The 14,096-nt window shown below is 62.3% G+C and carries 27 protein-coding genes; all 27 read right to left on the bottom strand.

The window, feature by feature from the left end; translation table 11 throughout:
- Window positions 1–36: 36 nt before the first annotated feature.
- The gene (rplQ, locus tag FYJ68_RS01655; RefSeq protein ID WP_154433565.1) at window positions 37–534 is read right to left on the bottom strand and encodes a 50S ribosomal protein L17; all 498 of its coding nucleotides are present in this window, start codon (window positions 532–534) and stop codon (window positions 37–39) included.
- Window positions 535–567: 33 nt separating this feature from the next.
- Window positions 568–1,509, bottom strand: coding sequence for a DNA-directed RNA polymerase subunit alpha (locus tag FYJ68_RS01650; RefSeq protein ID WP_154433564.1), 942 nt, complete (start codon window positions 1,507–1,509; stop codon window positions 568–570).
- Between the two features lie 22 nt (window positions 1,510–1,531).
- Window positions 1,532–2,125, bottom strand: coding sequence for a 30S ribosomal protein S4 (rpsD, locus tag FYJ68_RS01645; protein WP_154433563.1), 594 nt, complete (start codon window positions 2,123–2,125; stop codon window positions 1,532–1,534).
- Window positions 2,126–2,143: 18 nt separating this feature from the next.
- Window positions 2,144–2,545, bottom strand: coding sequence for a 30S ribosomal protein S11 (rpsK, locus tag FYJ68_RS01640; protein WP_154433562.1), 402 nt, complete (start codon window positions 2,543–2,545; stop codon window positions 2,144–2,146).
- Between the two features lie 12 nt (window positions 2,546–2,557).
- Window positions 2,558–2,929 (bottom strand): 30S ribosomal protein S13, encoded by a 372-nt coding sequence (gene rpsM / locus FYJ68_RS01635; RefSeq protein ID WP_154433561.1) that lies wholly within the window; start codon window positions 2,927–2,929, stop codon window positions 2,558–2,560.
- A gap of 15 nt (window positions 2,930–2,944) precedes the next feature.
- Entirely contained in the window at window positions 2,945–3,058 is a 114-nt protein-coding gene (gene rpmJ, locus FYJ68_RS01630) for a 50S ribosomal protein L36 (RefSeq protein ID WP_013252436.1), read from the bottom strand.
- A gap of 85 nt (window positions 3,059–3,143) precedes the next feature.
- Window positions 3,144–3,362, bottom strand: a complete 219-nt coding sequence (gene infA, locus FYJ68_RS01625) for a translation initiation factor IF-1 (protein ID WP_326832152.1) — start codon at window positions 3,360–3,362, stop codon at window positions 3,144–3,146.
- A gap of 151 nt (window positions 3,363–3,513) precedes the next feature.
- Window positions 3,514–4,302, bottom strand: coding sequence for a type I methionyl aminopeptidase (gene map / locus FYJ68_RS01620; protein ID WP_154433560.1), 789 nt, complete (start codon window positions 4,300–4,302; stop codon window positions 3,514–3,516).
- Entirely contained in the window at window positions 4,299–4,925 is a 627-nt protein-coding gene (locus FYJ68_RS01615; protein ID WP_154433559.1) for an adenylate kinase, read from the bottom strand. Before FYJ68_RS01615 ends, map begins: the two co-directional genes overlap by 4 nt.
- Before the next feature lie 203 nt (window positions 4,926–5,128).
- On the bottom strand, window positions 5,129–6,409 hold the full coding sequence (secY, locus tag FYJ68_RS01610) for a preprotein translocase subunit SecY (RefSeq protein ID WP_326832151.1): 1,281 nt from the start codon (window positions 6,407–6,409) through the stop codon (window positions 5,129–5,131).
- Window positions 6,403–6,852: a 50S ribosomal protein L15 gene (rplO, locus tag FYJ68_RS01605; RefSeq protein WP_154433558.1), complete on the bottom strand. Its 450-nt coding sequence runs from the start codon at window positions 6,850–6,852 to the stop codon at window positions 6,403–6,405. Before rplO ends, secY begins: the two co-directional genes overlap by 7 nt.
- Window positions 6,853–6,863: 11 nt before the next feature.
- A complete protein-coding gene (gene rpmD / locus FYJ68_RS01600; protein WP_154433557.1) occupies window positions 6,864–7,052 on the bottom strand; it encodes a 50S ribosomal protein L30 in 189 nt (62 codons plus the stop codon).
- Window positions 7,053–7,055: 3 nt separating this feature from the next.
- Window positions 7,056–7,577 (bottom strand): 30S ribosomal protein S5, encoded by a 522-nt coding sequence (gene rpsE, locus FYJ68_RS01595; protein ID WP_154433556.1) that lies wholly within the window; start codon window positions 7,575–7,577, stop codon window positions 7,056–7,058.
- An 11-nt stretch (window positions 7,578–7,588) separates the two neighbouring features.
- A complete protein-coding gene (gene rplR / locus FYJ68_RS01590; protein ID WP_154433555.1) occupies window positions 7,589–7,957 on the bottom strand; it encodes a 50S ribosomal protein L18 in 369 nt (122 codons plus the stop codon).
- Window positions 7,958–8,019: 62 nt separating this feature from the next.
- Window positions 8,020–8,556 (bottom strand): 50S ribosomal protein L6, encoded by a 537-nt coding sequence (gene rplF / locus FYJ68_RS01585; RefSeq protein ID WP_154433554.1) that lies wholly within the window; start codon window positions 8,554–8,556, stop codon window positions 8,020–8,022.
- A gap of 29 nt (window positions 8,557–8,585) precedes the next feature.
- Window positions 8,586–8,984, bottom strand: a complete 399-nt coding sequence (rpsH, locus tag FYJ68_RS01580; protein WP_154433553.1) for a 30S ribosomal protein S8 — start codon at window positions 8,982–8,984, stop codon at window positions 8,586–8,588.
- Between the two features lie 87 nt (window positions 8,985–9,071).
- Window positions 9,072–9,257: a type Z 30S ribosomal protein S14 gene (locus FYJ68_RS01575; RefSeq protein ID WP_058271077.1), complete on the bottom strand. Its 186-nt coding sequence runs from the start codon at window positions 9,255–9,257 to the stop codon at window positions 9,072–9,074.
- 58 nt (window positions 9,258–9,315) lie between these two features.
- Window positions 9,316–9,879, bottom strand: coding sequence for a 50S ribosomal protein L5 (gene rplE / locus FYJ68_RS01570; protein ID WP_154433552.1), 564 nt, complete (start codon window positions 9,877–9,879; stop codon window positions 9,316–9,318).
- A gap of 247 nt (window positions 9,880–10,126) precedes the next feature.
- Entirely contained in the window at window positions 10,127–10,444 is a 318-nt protein-coding gene (gene rplX, locus FYJ68_RS01565) for a 50S ribosomal protein L24 (protein ID WP_154433551.1), read from the bottom strand.
- Between the two features lie 14 nt (window positions 10,445–10,458).
- Window positions 10,459–10,827 (bottom strand): 50S ribosomal protein L14, encoded by a 369-nt coding sequence (gene rplN / locus FYJ68_RS01560; protein WP_154433550.1) that lies wholly within the window; start codon window positions 10,825–10,827, stop codon window positions 10,459–10,461.
- A gap of 82 nt (window positions 10,828–10,909) precedes the next feature.
- Window positions 10,910–11,176, bottom strand: a complete 267-nt coding sequence (rpsQ, locus tag FYJ68_RS01555; protein ID WP_154433549.1) for a 30S ribosomal protein S17 — start codon at window positions 11,174–11,176, stop codon at window positions 10,910–10,912.
- A 17-nt stretch (window positions 11,177–11,193) separates the two neighbouring features.
- Window positions 11,194–11,403 (bottom strand): 50S ribosomal protein L29, encoded by a 210-nt coding sequence (gene rpmC / locus FYJ68_RS01550; protein WP_154433548.1) that lies wholly within the window; start codon window positions 11,401–11,403, stop codon window positions 11,194–11,196.
- Entirely contained in the window at window positions 11,404–11,832 is a 429-nt protein-coding gene (rplP, locus tag FYJ68_RS01545; RefSeq protein WP_154433547.1) for a 50S ribosomal protein L16, read from the bottom strand.
- Window positions 11,832–12,545 (bottom strand): 30S ribosomal protein S3, encoded by a 714-nt coding sequence (gene rpsC / locus FYJ68_RS01540; protein WP_154433546.1) that lies wholly within the window; start codon window positions 12,543–12,545, stop codon window positions 11,832–11,834. Before rpsC ends, rplP begins: the two co-directional genes overlap by 1 nt.
- Before the next feature lie 7 nt (window positions 12,546–12,552).
- Window positions 12,553–12,918 carry a 50S ribosomal protein L22 gene (gene rplV, locus FYJ68_RS01535; protein WP_154433545.1) on the bottom strand — a complete coding sequence of 122 codons (366 nt, stop codon included), beginning with the start codon at window positions 12,916–12,918 and terminating at the stop codon, window positions 12,553–12,555.
- A 13-nt stretch (window positions 12,919–12,931) separates the two neighbouring features.
- Window positions 12,932–13,192, bottom strand: coding sequence for a 30S ribosomal protein S19 (rpsS, locus tag FYJ68_RS01530; protein WP_154433544.1), 261 nt, complete (start codon window positions 13,190–13,192; stop codon window positions 12,932–12,934).
- A 30-nt stretch (window positions 13,193–13,222) separates the two neighbouring features.
- Entirely contained in the window at window positions 13,223–14,056 is an 834-nt protein-coding gene (gene rplB / locus FYJ68_RS01525) for a 50S ribosomal protein L2 (RefSeq protein ID WP_154433543.1), read from the bottom strand.
- Window positions 14,057–14,096: the final 40 nt, after the last annotated feature.

Below are 14,096 nucleotides of genomic sequence, written 5' to 3'. Positions count from 1 at the left end.
AGGCCTCCCTCGAACATCTCACATTGTGAGAGAAGGCTACTCGGCCTTCTCCTCGGCCTCGGCGGTCTCCTCGGCAGGCTCCTCGGCCTTCTCGGGCTCCGCAGCCTCCTCGGCAACCTTGACGGGCTCCACCTTGGTGACGGGAGCTGCCTTCTTTGCCTTGGGCTGAACCGGCTCGGTCACGAGCTCGATGATGACGACCTCGGAGGCGTCACCCTTGCGGGGGCCAAGCTTCATGATGCGGGTGTAGCCGCCGTTGCGGTCTGCCCACACGCCCTGAGCGGCCTTCTCAAAGACCTCGCGCACGACCTCCTTGTCGCCAACCTTGGCGATGGCGAGGCGACGGGAGTGAATGTCGCCCTTCTTGGCCCAGGTGATGACCTTGTCGACGTCAGGCCGGATTGCCTTGGCGCGGGCATCGAGGGTCTTGATGCGGTCGTTGGCAAGCAGGGCGCACACAAGGCTCTTCTTCATTGCCTTGGTGTGGGCGGCATCGGTGCCGAGCTTCATGCCCCTCTTCTTGTTGTGTCTCATGGTCTTGAAACTCCTCTAAAGAAATGCGTTTGTCTAGTCCTTGAGGCTCAGGCCCATGGTCTCGAGCTTGTCCTTGACTTCCTCGATGGACTTGACGCCAAAGTTGCGGATGTTAAGCAGGTCGTTCTCAGAGAACTCCACGAGCTGCCTCACGCTGTGAATGCCAGCGCGCTTAAGGCAGTTGTAGGAGCGAACGGAAAGGTCCAGGTCCTCGATCTGCTTGTCAAGCTCGGTGTTCTCCTCCTCCTCGCCGTTGGCGAAGATGGAGACGTCCTCGACGGGCTCCTCCTCGTCGGCCAGGCCCATGAAGGCGCTCATGTGCTGGTTGACGATGTTGGCAGCCTCGACCACCGCGTCGCGAGGCGAGATGGAACCGTCCGTCTCGACCTCAAGAACCAAGCGGTCGTAGTTGGTGTGCTGGCCAACGCGGCAGGGCTCGACGGCCTTGGCGCAACGCTTGACCGGGGAGTACAGGGAGTCAACGTGGATGAGGCCGATGGGATCGCCCTCGCGCTCGTTGTCATCGCCCGAGACATACCCGCGGCCAGTGCCAATGCGCATCTGCATGGAGAGGTGAGCGCCGTCGCCAAGGGTGCAGATGACCTGATCCTTGTTGATGAGCTCAAACTCCGCGGGGACCTTGAAGTCGCCGCCGGTCACCGTGCAGGGACCGTCGATGGAGATGGAGGCCGTGGCCTCGTCGCCCGTACCCATGGAGCGGAACACCAGGCCCTTGACGTTGAGGACGATGTCGACAACATCCTCGTACACGCCGGGAACCGTGGTGAACTCGTGCTGGACGCCATCGATCTGGATAGCCTCGACGGCAGCGCCCTCGAGCGAGGACAGCAGCACGCGCCTGAGGGAGTTGCCAAGGGTGTCGCCATAGCCACGCTCGAGCGGCTCCGCAGAGATGCGGGCGACGTTCTCGGAGACTTCCTCCACGGTAACCTGCGGCCGGATGAATTCTGCCATGAAAACCTCCTACCGTCCTTACTTACTTGGAGTAGAGCTCGACGATGAGCTGGGGGTCGAGGTCAAGATCGATCTGATCGCGAACGGGGAGCTGGAGGACGGTGCCCTTGAGCTTCTCCACGTCGACCTCAAGCCAAGCGGGGACGGCCATGTGCTCGGAGGAGACCAGGGCCTCCTTGATGGGGAGAAGGTCCTTTGCCTTGGGGGCAACGGCCACGACGTCCCCGGCCTTCACCTGGTAGGAGGGAATGTCCACACGCCTGCCGTTGACGGTGATGTGACCGTGGCAGACGGTCTGGCGGGCCTCCTTGCGGGTGCGGGCAAAGCCGAGACGGAAGACGACGTTGTCGAGGCGGCGCTCGAGGATGGAGAGCAGGTTGTCACCCGTAATGCCCTCCTCCTTGATGGCCTTCTCGTAATAGCTGCGGAACTGCTTCTCCAGAACGCCGTAGATGAACTTGGCCTTCTGCTTCTCCTGGAGCTGCGTGCCGTACTCGCTCTTCTGGCGACGCGTGCGCTTGGGCTGCCTGTTGGACTTCTTGTTGATGCCCATGACAATCGGGTCGATGTCAAGCTGGCGGCACCTCTTGAGGACAGGGGTCCTATCAATTGCCATTGCTACTGTCCTTCCTTACTACACGCGACGACGCTTGCACGGACGGCAACCGTTGTGCGGAATGGGGGTCTTGTCCTGGATGCCCGACACCTCGAGGCCAGCGGCCTGGAGGGAACGGATAGCGGTCTCGCGGCCAGAGCCGGGACCCTTCACGAACACAGCCACCCTGTGAAGGCCGTGCTCCATGGCTGCCTTTGCGCACGCCTCGGCCGCGACCTGAGCCGCGAACGGGGTGCTCTTGCGGGAGCCCTTGAAGCCGACGGTGCCACCGGACTGCCAGGCGATGACGTTGCCCTGGGGGTCGGTGATCGAGATGATCGTGTTGTTGAACGTGCTCTTGATGTGGGCCTGGCCCACGGCGATGTTCTTGCGCTCGGCGCGGCGGATGTGCTGCTGGCGCTGGTTCTTCTTCTGCGGCATGCTGTTCTCCCCTTAGGCCTTCTTCTTTGCACCGATCTGGCGACGCTTGCCCTTGCGGGTGCGCGCGTTGGTGTGGGTGCGCTGGCCGTGGACGGGGAGGCCCTTGCGGTGACGGAGGCCGCGGTAGCAGCCAATCTCCATCAGGCGGGCGGTGTTCTGACGGACCTCGCGGCGAAGGTCACCCTCGGTGGTGAAGTTCGCGTCGATGTAGTCACGAATCTTGGTGACTTCCTCCTCGGTGAGGTCCTTCACGCGAGTGCTGGGGTCAACACCGGTCTCCGCGCAGATCTTCTTGGCGCTGGTGTGGCCGATGCCGTACAGGTAGGTAAGACCGATCTCGACGCGCTTCTCACGCGGCAGATCGACGCCGTTGATACGTGCCAACTTCGAGCTCCTCTCTTAGCCCTGACGCTGCTTGTGGCGAGGGTTCTCGCAGATCACGTAAACCTTGCCATGGCGACGAATGATCTTGCACTTGTCGCACATCTTCTTGACCGAAGGACGTACCTTCATCTGCTTGTTCCTTCCGGTTAGTGCTGATACGAACTATCTACTCGCCCAGCCGCTGGCGTGAATTCCGGCTGTTGCGAACGATCGCCTACTTGTAGCGGTAGGTGATGCGTCCCCTGGTGAGGTCATAGGGAGAAATCTCCACGACGACCTTGTCGCCGGGAAGGATCCTGATGTAGTTCATCCTGATCTTGCCCGAGATGGTGCAGAGGATGGTCTTGCCATTCTCCAGTTCGACATTGAACATTGCGTTGGGCAGGGGCTCGACGACCGTGCCCTCAAGCTCTATTCCGCCTTGCTTGCTCACCGTTCCCGCTTTCTCCCTGTGAATCACAGCGATTGATTATCATACAGAAAATCTCACGCCGATTCCACGTTGCACGACATGCACACACGTAAACGTCGGGACCGGCCCTGCCATGGGACCGACCCCGACGACGTCGCATCGTTCCGTGGGACTACTGCCCCCCACCCTGCAACTGACACCAGGGGCCATCCTCGTCTTGGGTGAGAATGACCGGGCCATCGTCGGTAATTGCCACGGTATTCTCGAAGTGCGCGGCGGGAAGGCCGTCGTCCGTCACCACGGTCCAGCCGTTGGGCAGGACGTGGTTGGAGTACGTCCCCAGCGTAATCATGGGCTCGATGGCTATGACCATGCCCGCCTGAAGGCGGACGCCTCTCCCCCGCTTGCCGTAGTTGGGGACGTTGGGGTCCTCGTGCATCTCGTGGCCAACGCCGTGCCCAACGTACTCGCGGACGACGCCGTACCCGTTTTCCTCGGCGAGCGACTGCACCGCAAAGCCCACGTCCCCAAGGCGATTGCCGGGAACCGCCTGCTCTATGGCAGCCTTGAGGCAGTCACGCGTGCACTCGAGCAGCCCCATGACCTCGGTCGAGACGGTTCCCACGGCGAACGTCCAGGCGTTGTCACCCACCCAGCCGCCAAACGTGGCGCCGGTATCTACGCTCAGGATGTCTCCCTCCGCAAGAACCGCCTTCTGCGAGGGAAAGCCATGGACGATCTGCTCGTTTACCGAGGCGCAGATGCTTCCCGGGAAGCCGCCGTATCCCTTGAAGGTGGGGATGGCGCCGTGGAGCCTGATGAAGCGCTCGACCGCAGTGTCGATCTCCTTTGTGGTCACACCGGGCTTTGCCATGGAGCCGGCAAGCCTGAGGGCCGCCTTAGACAGGGACCCCGCGGACTTCATCTGCTCGATCTGCTCCGGACTCTTGATTCGAATCATAGGCCCAAGAGCACCTTGACGTCGGCATACACGTCATCGACGGGACGGTCGCCGTCGACCTCCTTGAGGATGCCGTGCTCGCGGTAGTACCCCACGAGCGGCGCAGTCTCGCGCTCGTAGGTGTCCAGTCGGCGCTGGATGGTCTCGGGCTTGTCATCGTCACGCTGGTACATCTCGCCACCGCAGCGGGGGCAGGTGTCAACGCCGGCCGGGGCGGTGTAGCCGCAGCTCTTGCAGGTGCGACGGGAGCTCAGGCGCTTGACGATGACCTCGGGCTTAACGCTCACGAGAAGGGCGGCGTCCAGCTTGAGGCCCTCCTTCGAGAGCTCAGCATCAAGGACCTCAGCCTGAGCGGTATTACGCGGGAAGCCGTCGAGGATGAACCCGTCCTTGGCGTCATCCTGCGAGAGGCGCTCCTTCACGAGGTCCACCACAAGGGCGTCGGGGACGAGCTGGCCGGCGTCCATGTACGACTTGGCCTTCACGCCCAGCTCGCTCTGCGCCTTTACCGCTGCCCTAAGCAGGTCTCCGGTCGAGATGTGCGGGAGCCCGTACTCCTCGACGAGCTTCTGCGCCTGGGTTCCCTTGCCTGCGCCCGGGGCGCCCAAAAGAACGATGTTCATGCGATTGCCTTCCTCTTTAAGACGCCCGGGAGACACCCAGGCCACATCCGTTGGGACATTGCACCTAGTGTAGCCGCCAAACGCGATTGGCGTGACCTCAACGGGGAGAAGCGCCGCTCGCCTCACCCTAGACGTCAACGTACGAAAAAGGGACGGACGAGGCACACGCCCCGTCCGTCCCATGCTTGCGTCCCTGCAAGAGCCTACTTGAAGAAGCCCTCGTAGTTGTGCATCTTGAGCTGGGACTCGAGCTGCGAGATCGTGTCCATTGCGACACCGACCAGAATCAGCACCGAAGTCCCTCCAAAGGCCTGCATCAGCGTATTGCCGGTAATCGTGAACAGGATGGAAGGAATCACGGCCAGCGCTGCCATGAAGAGGGCGCCAGGGAGCGTGATGTGGTCCAGCACGTTCTTGATGTATGCCGCCGTTGCACCACCGGGACGAACGCCGGGAATGAACCCGCCGGCCTTGCGAAGCTGGTCGGCCGTCTCGTCTGGGTTGAACACCATCGAGGTGTAGAAGTACGCGAAGAACACAATGAGAACCACGGAGAGGATCCAGTTGATCCAACCTGTGCTGATTGCGTTGGCGAACCCCTGCACCCATCCCACGTTGGGGAAGAAGATGGCGAGCTGCGCCGGAATGTACAGCAACGCGGAGGCAAAGATGATGGGTACCACGCCGGCCGTGTTCACCTTGACGGGAAGGTACGTTGCCTGTCCGCCCATCATGCGGCGACCCACCACGCGCTTGGCATACTGCACGGGAATCCTACGCTGCCCGCGCTCGATGTAGACAATCACGGGAATGATCGCGATGACCACGACGAGGGTGATGATGGTCCAGAGCAGACCGGTGCCGGAAGTCGCGACCGAGCTGCTGAGGGCATTGGGAAGCCCCGCCATGATGTTCGCGAAGATGATCAGCGACATGCCGTTGCCGATGCCACGCTGCGTGATGACCTCGCCGAGCCACATGATGATGATGGCGCCAGTGAGGAGCACCCCGATGATGATGATGTCCTCGATGATCTCGGGGAATCCCATGTTGGAGAAGTCGATGCCATAGCTCTTGAAGAGGAAGAGGTAGCCGATGGCATTGATCAGGGCGAGAAGCACCGTGAGATACCTGGTGTACTGCGTGATCTTGCGCTGGCCGGCCTCGCCCTCCTTGGCAAGCTCCCCAAGAGAGGGAATCACGGCCTGGAACATCTGGAGAATGATCTGCGCCGTGATGTAAGGCATGATGCCCAGGCTGAAGACGGAGACGCGAGAGAGCGCCCCGCCCGAGAACAGGTTGAGGACGGCGATGGCACCACTGCCGGCCGCTGCGGTCTGGTAGGCCTTCAGCATGCTCGAGAAGGGCACGCCGGGGGCCGGCAGATAGGCGCCAAGCCTATAGAGGAGGAGGATCCCGATGGTGATCAGGATCTTCTTCCTAAGCTCAGGAATGCGGAACGCGTTGGCGATTCCCTTTAGCACGCCTGCTCGACCTTTCCTCCGGCCGCCTCGATCTTGGCCTTCGCAGAGGCGGAAACCTTGTCGACCTTGACGGTGAGCTTCTTGGTGAGCTCTCCGTCACCGAGCACCTTGACGGGGATGTAGTCGTGCTTGATGACGCCCTTGGCCAGAAGGCTCTCTGCGTCGACCGTCTCGCCGTCCTCGTAGAGCTTCTCGAGGCGAGACACGTTGACGGGGGCGTACTCCACACGGTTGTGGTTCTTGAAGCCGGGGAGCTTGGGGAGGCGCATCGCGAGCGGGGTCTGGCCGCCCTCGAAGCCGACGCCCTTGCCGCCGCCAGAACGGGAGAGCTGGCCCTTGGTGCCGCGACCGGCAGTCGTACCCTGGCCGGCGGAGTTACCGCGGCCTACACGCTTGCGGGCCTTCTTGGAGCCCTCCGCGGGGTGAAGATCATGAAGCTGCATTTGGGTGACTCCTAGTTCTCTTCGACCTGGACAAGGTGCTTGACCTTGAAGATCATTCCACGAACACTCGGGTTATCGGGCAGCACGGAGGTGTCGCCGATCTTGCGGAGGCCCATGGCGCGGCAGGTGCGGGTCTGGTCCTTCTTGACGTTGCAGACAGCGCTGCGAACGAGCTTGACGGTGAGCTTCTTGTCAGCCATTGGTTACTCCCCCTTCCCTGCGAAGAGCTCCTTGGTGGTGAGGCCACGGCGCTCGGCAGCCTGCTCAGGGCTGGTGAGCCCCTTCAGGCCCTCGGCTGCGGCCTTGATGATGTTGAGGGCGTTGTCGGTGCCAAGGGACTTGGCGGTGACGTTGGTGATGCCCGCAAGCTCGAAGAGCGGACGGACGGGGCCGCCAGCGATGACGCCGGTACCCTCGACGGCCGGCTTGATGAGAACGCGGCCTGCGCCAAACTTGCCCTCGATTGCGTGAGGCACCGAGCCACCCTTGGTGACGGGAACCTTGAACATGTTCTTCTTCGCGTCGTCGACGCCCTTCTGGATTGCCAGAGGCACCTCAGTGGAGCGGCCCATGCCCAGGCCGACATTGCCCTTACCGTCGCCCACGACCACGAGGGCAACGAGCGTCATGCGACGGCCGCCCTTGACGGTCTTGGAAACACGGTGGATGTAGACTACGCGCTCCTGAAGATCGGAGTCATTCTGGCGCTTACGATCACGTGGCATCTAAATTCCTCCTAGAACTTCAGGCCCGCGGAACGGGCACCGTCGGCGAGAGCCTGAACGCGGCCGTGGTAGATGTGACCACCGCGGTCAAAGGTGACCTGGGTCACACCGGCCTCGAGAGCACGCTGGCCCACGAGCTTGCCGACGAACTCCGCGGCCTCCTTGTTGGAGCCGAGCTTGCCGGTCTCCCTGAACTCGGGCGACAGGGTGGACGCAGAGCAGATGGTCTTGCCCTCGACGTCGTTGATCACCTGGGCGTAGATGTTCGCGTTGGTGCGGTGAACGGAAAGGCGGGGACGCTCCGCGGTGCCAAAGATCTTGGCGCGGACACGGCGCTGACGGCGCTTGAGACCCGCACGCTTTGCCTTGTTCTTGTCCATTACTTCTCCTTCAAGTTGCCAGCACCTGACGGGGTGCTGGTCTTCTCCCTTTACCTACGAGGCTACTTGGCAGCCTTGCCAAGCTTCCTGCGGATGTGCTCGCCCTCGTAGTGGATGCCCTTGCCCTTGTAAGGCTCGGGGGGACGCTTGCTGCGAACCTCGGCGGCGACCTGGCCGACCTGCTCCTTGGAGATGCCCTTCACGACGATGTGCGTGTTGTCGGGGACCTCGAAGCTGATGCCCTCGGGCGCGACGTAGATCACGGGGTGGGAGTAGCCAAGGGAGAGGTCAAGGTCCTTGCCCTTGAGGGCGGCGCGGTAGCCGACGCCCGTGAGCTCGAGCTTCTTCTCGAAGCCCTTGGAGACACCCTCGACCATGTTGCTGATGAGGGTGCGGGTCAGGCCCTGCTGAGCGTTGGAGTCGGTGGACTCGTCGTTACGGGTGACGAGGATCTCCTCGCCCTCCTGGCTGATGGTGACGAGCTCGGAGAAGGTGCGGTCGAGCTCACCCTTGGGGCCCTTGACGGAAACGTGAGAACCCTCGACTGTCACAGTGACCCCAGCGGTAATCTGGACAGGCTTCTTACCAATACGAGACATTGTCTCCTCCTATCTATTCCTGCCGCGGGTTACCAGATGTAGCAGATGACCTCGCCGCCGACGCCGAGCTTTCGGGCGTCGCGGTCGCACATCATGCCCTTGGAGGTGGAGATCACGGCAGTGCCGAGGCCGCCACGAACGCGCGGCAGGTCAGCCGCGGAGGAGTAGATGCGCAGGCCCAGCTTGGAGATGCGGCGGATGCCCTGGATAACGCGGGCACGACGTGCGCCGTACTTGAGCTTGATGTGGAGGGTCTTCTGAGGCTTGGTGTCCTCAACCTCATAGGACTCGATGTAACCCTCCTCGCAGAAGACGCGGGCAATCTCGACCAGCACCTTGCTCGAGGGCATGGACACCTCGGGCTTGCCGGCGGAGTTTGCGTTACGGATGCGCGTCAGCATGTCTGCGATGGGATCAGTAACCTTCATTGATTCCTTCTCCTTCGTTAGTGATGAAACTGCGCGTTTGGTTCATCCGAGCCCATGGCCCGGACGCCTACACGCGAGAGCCCTGGCCTACCAGCTCGCCTTGCGGACGCCAGGAAGCTCGCCCTTGCTCGCGAGCTCGCGGAAGCACACGCGGCACAGGCCGAACTTGCGATAGACGGAGTGGGGACGCCCACAGCGCTGGCAGCGGTTCTGCTTGCGCGTCGAGTACTTCGGCTCACGCGAAGCCTTGACGATCATCGATGTCTTAGCCACAAATCCTCCTTCAGGAAGAGGCCTCGGGTCCATCCCGGGGCTACGTACAACCTATTGACTAGTCCTTCTTGAACGGGAAGTGGAAAGCGTCGAGAAGCGCCTTGCCTTCCTCGTCAGTCTGGGCAGTGGTCACGATGGTGATGTCCATTCCACGGGTGTGGTCGATCTTGTCAAAGTCGATCTCGGGGAAGATCAGCTGCTCGGTCACGCCCATGGAGAAGTTGCCGTGGCCATCGAACGACTTGGCGCTAATGCCACGGAAGTCGCGGATGCGGGGGATGGCGATGGCGATGAGACGGTCGAGGAACTCGTACATGCGGTCGCTGCGAAGGGTGACCTTGGCGCCAATGGCCTGACCCTGGCGCAGGTGGAACGTAGCGATGGACTTGCGGGCGTGCGTCACGAGCGGCTGCTGGCCGGTGATGGCACGCAGGTCGGCAACGGCACCCTCGATGGCCTTGGAGTCCGTAGCGGCCTCGCCGACGCCCATGTTCACGACGATCTTCTCGATCTTGGGAATCTGCATGACGTTCTTGTAGTTGAACTGCTTCTGCAGCTCGTCACGGATGGTGTCGAAGTACAGGGTCTTGAGCCTCGGTACGTAGTTCTGATCCTCTGCCATGTGAACTCCTTCTTCTCGATCTTGGCGGGATTGTGTGCGGGGTCCTGTCTCGCACGACCCGAGCCTGGCAAGCCCGGGGACCCACGCGTCCGAGACATACCTATCCCGTCTACAGACGCGATTCTTCACTCTACTACTTGCTTGCATCCCAGATGCCAGCTGATGCTGGTTTGAAGAGTCTCCACACAATTGGCGATAAAAAAGGCCCCCTCGGTGGGAGGGGGCCCAACTTTTCTTGTTTCAAGCCTTAGAACTTGGCGCCGCACTTCTTGCAAACGCGGACGGGCTTGTTGTTCTCGTCACGCTCGTGGCCAACGCGGGTGTGCTGGCCGCAGGAGGGGCAGACCAGGGCCACGTTGGAAACGTCGATGGCAGCCTCCTTCTGGATGATGCCACCCTGCTCGTTCTGCTGTGTGGGGCGCTGGGCCTTCTTGACCATGGCGACGCCACGGACGACGACCTTGCCCTCCTTCGGCATGGCCTTGATGACCTCGCCGCGAACGCCCTTGTCCTTACCGGACAGGACCTCGACCTGGTCTCCGGTCCTCACGTTCATCTTTGCCATTCGTCTCTCACTCCCTACAGCGTCTCGGGTGCGAGCGAGACGATCTTCATGTACTTGCGATCGCGGAGCTCGCGGGCGACGGGCCCGAAGATACGGGTGCCCTTGGGCTCGCCATCCTTGTTGACCAGGACGCAGGCGTTCTGGTCGAACTTGATGTAGCTGCCGTCCGTGCGACGGGTCTCCTTTACGGTGCGGACGATGACGCAACGGACGACGTCACCCTTCTTCACCTGGCCGCCGGGCTGAGCCTCCTGGACGGCGCACATGATGACGTCGCCGAGGCCAGCATAACGGCGCTTGGAGCCACCCATGACCTTGATGCACTTGACGCGCTTCGCGCCGCTGTTGTCAGCGACGTTGAGCATGGTCTCCATCTGAATCATTGCTGTTCCTCCGAACACTCATCCCAGCCAGAGGTGCAACCACACTTGCGAGGCACATGGCTGGTAATGGGCTGACAAATCCTTACTTGGCGCGCTCCACGATCTCGATCACGCGCCAACGCTTGGTCTTAGAGAGAGGCCTGGTCTCCATGACGCGAACGGTGTCGCCAAGGCCGCACTCGTTCTTCTCGTCGTGGCAGTGAAGCTTCTTGTGCACGGTCATCATCTTGCCGTACTTGGGGTGGTGCTTGCGGTACGTGATCTGCACGGTGATGGTCTTGTCGCCGGAGATCGAGATGACCTCACCGGTGCGGACCTTGCGCGCGTTCCTGATAACGGTCTCTGCCATTTCTTATCTCCTGCGTTCTAGTTCTTAGCGGCTTCGGCCGCGATCTGGCGAGCGCGAATCTCGGTCTGGATGCGAGCGATATCGCGCTTCACGAGAGTGACGCGGGCGGTGTTGTCCAGCTGGCTGGTGGCCATCTGGAAGCGCAGGTTGAAGAGCTCTGCGCGGCCGTCCTCGAGCTTCTGGGCGAGCTCCTCGTCACTGAGCTCGCGGATCTCCTTGTACTTCATCTACTTTGCCTCCCCGTCCTGCTCAGCGCGGGTGATGATCTTGGTCTTGATGGGGAGCTTGTGCTGAGCCAGACGCAGGGCTTCCTTGGCGGTAGCCTCGTCAATCTCGCCAAGCTCGAACATGACGCGACCGGGCTTCACGACAGCCACCCACTCCTCGGGGTTGCCCTTGCCGGAACCCATGCGGGTCTCTGCCGGCTTCTTGGTGATGGGCTTGTCGGGGAAGATGGTGATCCAGACCTTGCCGCCACGCTTCATCTGTCGGGTCATGGCGATACGAGCAGCCTCGATCTGGCGGTTGGTGATCCAGTGGGCCTCAAGCGCGACCAGGCCGTACTGGCCAAAGTGCAGCTCGGTGTTGCCCTTGGCGTGGCCCTTCATGGAGCCACGCTGAACCTTGCGGTGAAGAACGCGCTTAGGTGCGAGCATTAGCGGCCCCTCCTCTCATTGCGACCACGGCGAGGACGGCTGGTGCCCTCGAGCTGCGGGTGCAGCGCGGGCTGGCCGGGAAGCTGCTCGCCCTGGTAGATCCAAACCTTCACGCCGCAGGCACCCATGGTGGTGTGAGCGGTGGCCACGCCGAAGTCGATCTTGGCGCGCAGGGTGTGCAGGGGCACGCGGCCCTCGCGGTACCACTCGCGGCGGCCCATCTCGGCGCCGTTGAGACGACCGGAGCACTGGATGCGGATGCCCTTGGCACCGGCCTTGCGGGCGGACTGAACGGCCTTGCGCATGGCACGACGGAAGGCGATGCGGCCCTCGAGCTGCTCGGCGATGGACTGAGCGACGAGCTGGGCGTCGAGCTCGGGGCGCTTGACCTCGATGACGTCGACGTTGATGTTGCCCTTGCTCACGCCGGCGACCTTCTCGAGCTCGCCACGGAGGGCGTCGATCTCGGCACCCTTCTTGCCGATGACGATGCCGGGGCGCGCGGTGTAGATGGTGACCTTCACCTTGTCACCAGCGCGCTCGATGTCGACGCGGGCGAGGGCGGCGGAGGCGAGGCGCTTCTCGAGGAACTTGCGAATCTCGAGGTCGTTGCCAAGCTTCTTGGCGTAGTCCTTCTTATCGGCGTACCAACGGGAACGCCACTCCTCGGTGATGCCGAGACGGAAGCCGGTAGGCTGAACCTTCTGACCCATGCTTTCCCTACGCCTCCTTTCGAGGTGCGACGACGACGGTGATGTGGCTCGTGCGCTTGTTGATGCGAGAAGCGGAGCCCTTGGCGCGGGGACGGATGCGCTTGAGCGTGGGGCCCTCGTCCACGTACGCGTACTTGATGACGAGGTCGTCCTCGCGAAGGTTGTTGTTGTTCACCGCGTTAGCGACGGCGGAGCGAACGACCTTGGCGACGGGCTCGGCAGCGGCGCGGGTGGAGAACTGAAGGGTCTCCAGCGCCTTGTCGACGGACTTGTTTCGAATCTGGTCAACGACCATACGAACCTTGCGAGGAGCCATGCGCACGTACTTGGCGGTGGCGTGGACCTCGTTTGTGGCGGCGGTGTTCTTAGCCATCTCTCATGCCCTCCTAGTTAGCCTTGTGGCCGCGGAAGGTACGAGTGGGAGCGAACTCGCCAAGCTTGTGACCAACCATGGACTCGGTGATGTAGACGGGGACATGCTTGCGGCCGTCGTGAACGGCGATCGTGTGGCCAACCATCTCGGGGAAGATGGTGGAGGAGCGCGACCAGGTCTTCACGACCTCCTTCTTGCCCGCCTCGTTCATTGCGGTGACACGCGCAAGGAGGCGAGTCTCCACATACGGACCCTTCTTGAGACTTCTGCTCATTCTTGGTTTCTCCTATTACTCGTGTTCCGACTACTTCGAGCGACGACGGATGATGAGGCGGTTCGACGCCTTCTTGGGGTCGCGCGTTTTGTAGCCCTTCGTGGGCTTGCCCCAAGGGGTGACCGAGGGACGGCCGGAGGTGTGGTTCTTGCCCTCGCCGCCGCCGTGCGGGTGGTCGACGGGGTTCATGACCGTACCACGGACGGTCGGACGGACGCCCATCCAGCGGTGACGACCTGCCTTGCCGATGACGATGTTGCTGTGCTCGGCGTTGCCGACCTCGCCGATGGTGGCGCGGCAGGTGAGGAGCACGCGACGCAGCTCGGAGGAGGGCATGCGGAGGACGGCGTAGCCGTTGTCCTTGCCCATGAGCTGGACGGAGGTTCCGGCGGCGCGAGCCATTGCAGCGCCGCGGCCGGGCTGGAACTCGACGGCGTGCACGAGCGTGCCCACGGGAATCTGGGCCAGCGTGGTGCAGTTGCCGGGCTTGATGTCGATGTCCTTCTCGCCGGAGATGACGGTGTCGCCAACGTGCAGGCCCTCGGGCGCGAGGATGTAGGCCTTGGCGCCGTCAGCGTAGTGGAGCAGGGCGATGCGTGCGCTGCGGTTGGGGTCGTACTCGATGGTAGCGACCTTGGCGGGCACGTCGTCCTTGCGGCGCTTGAAGTCTATGCGACGATACATGCGCTTGTGGCCGCCGCCCTGGTGACGGGTAGTGATGCGACCGTTGTTGTTGCGGCCGGCCTTCTTGGGCAGGGGCTCGAGGAGAGACTTCTCGGGCTTGTTGGTGGTGATCTCCGAGAAGTCGGAGACGGTCTGCCAACGACGGCCTGCGCTCGTGGGCTTGAGGTGCTTGACTCCCATTGCGTTTCCCTTTCTTTTCCGTTGGCCGTCTCGCTCAGGG

This window comes from Olsenella porci, from assembly GCF_009695875.1.
Lineage (GTDB): Bacteria > Actinomycetota > Coriobacteriia > Coriobacteriales > Atopobiaceae > Olsenella_H > Olsenella_H porci.
Note: the sequence above shows the minus strand (reverse complement) of the source record. Positions and strands in the feature narration are given on the sequence as shown.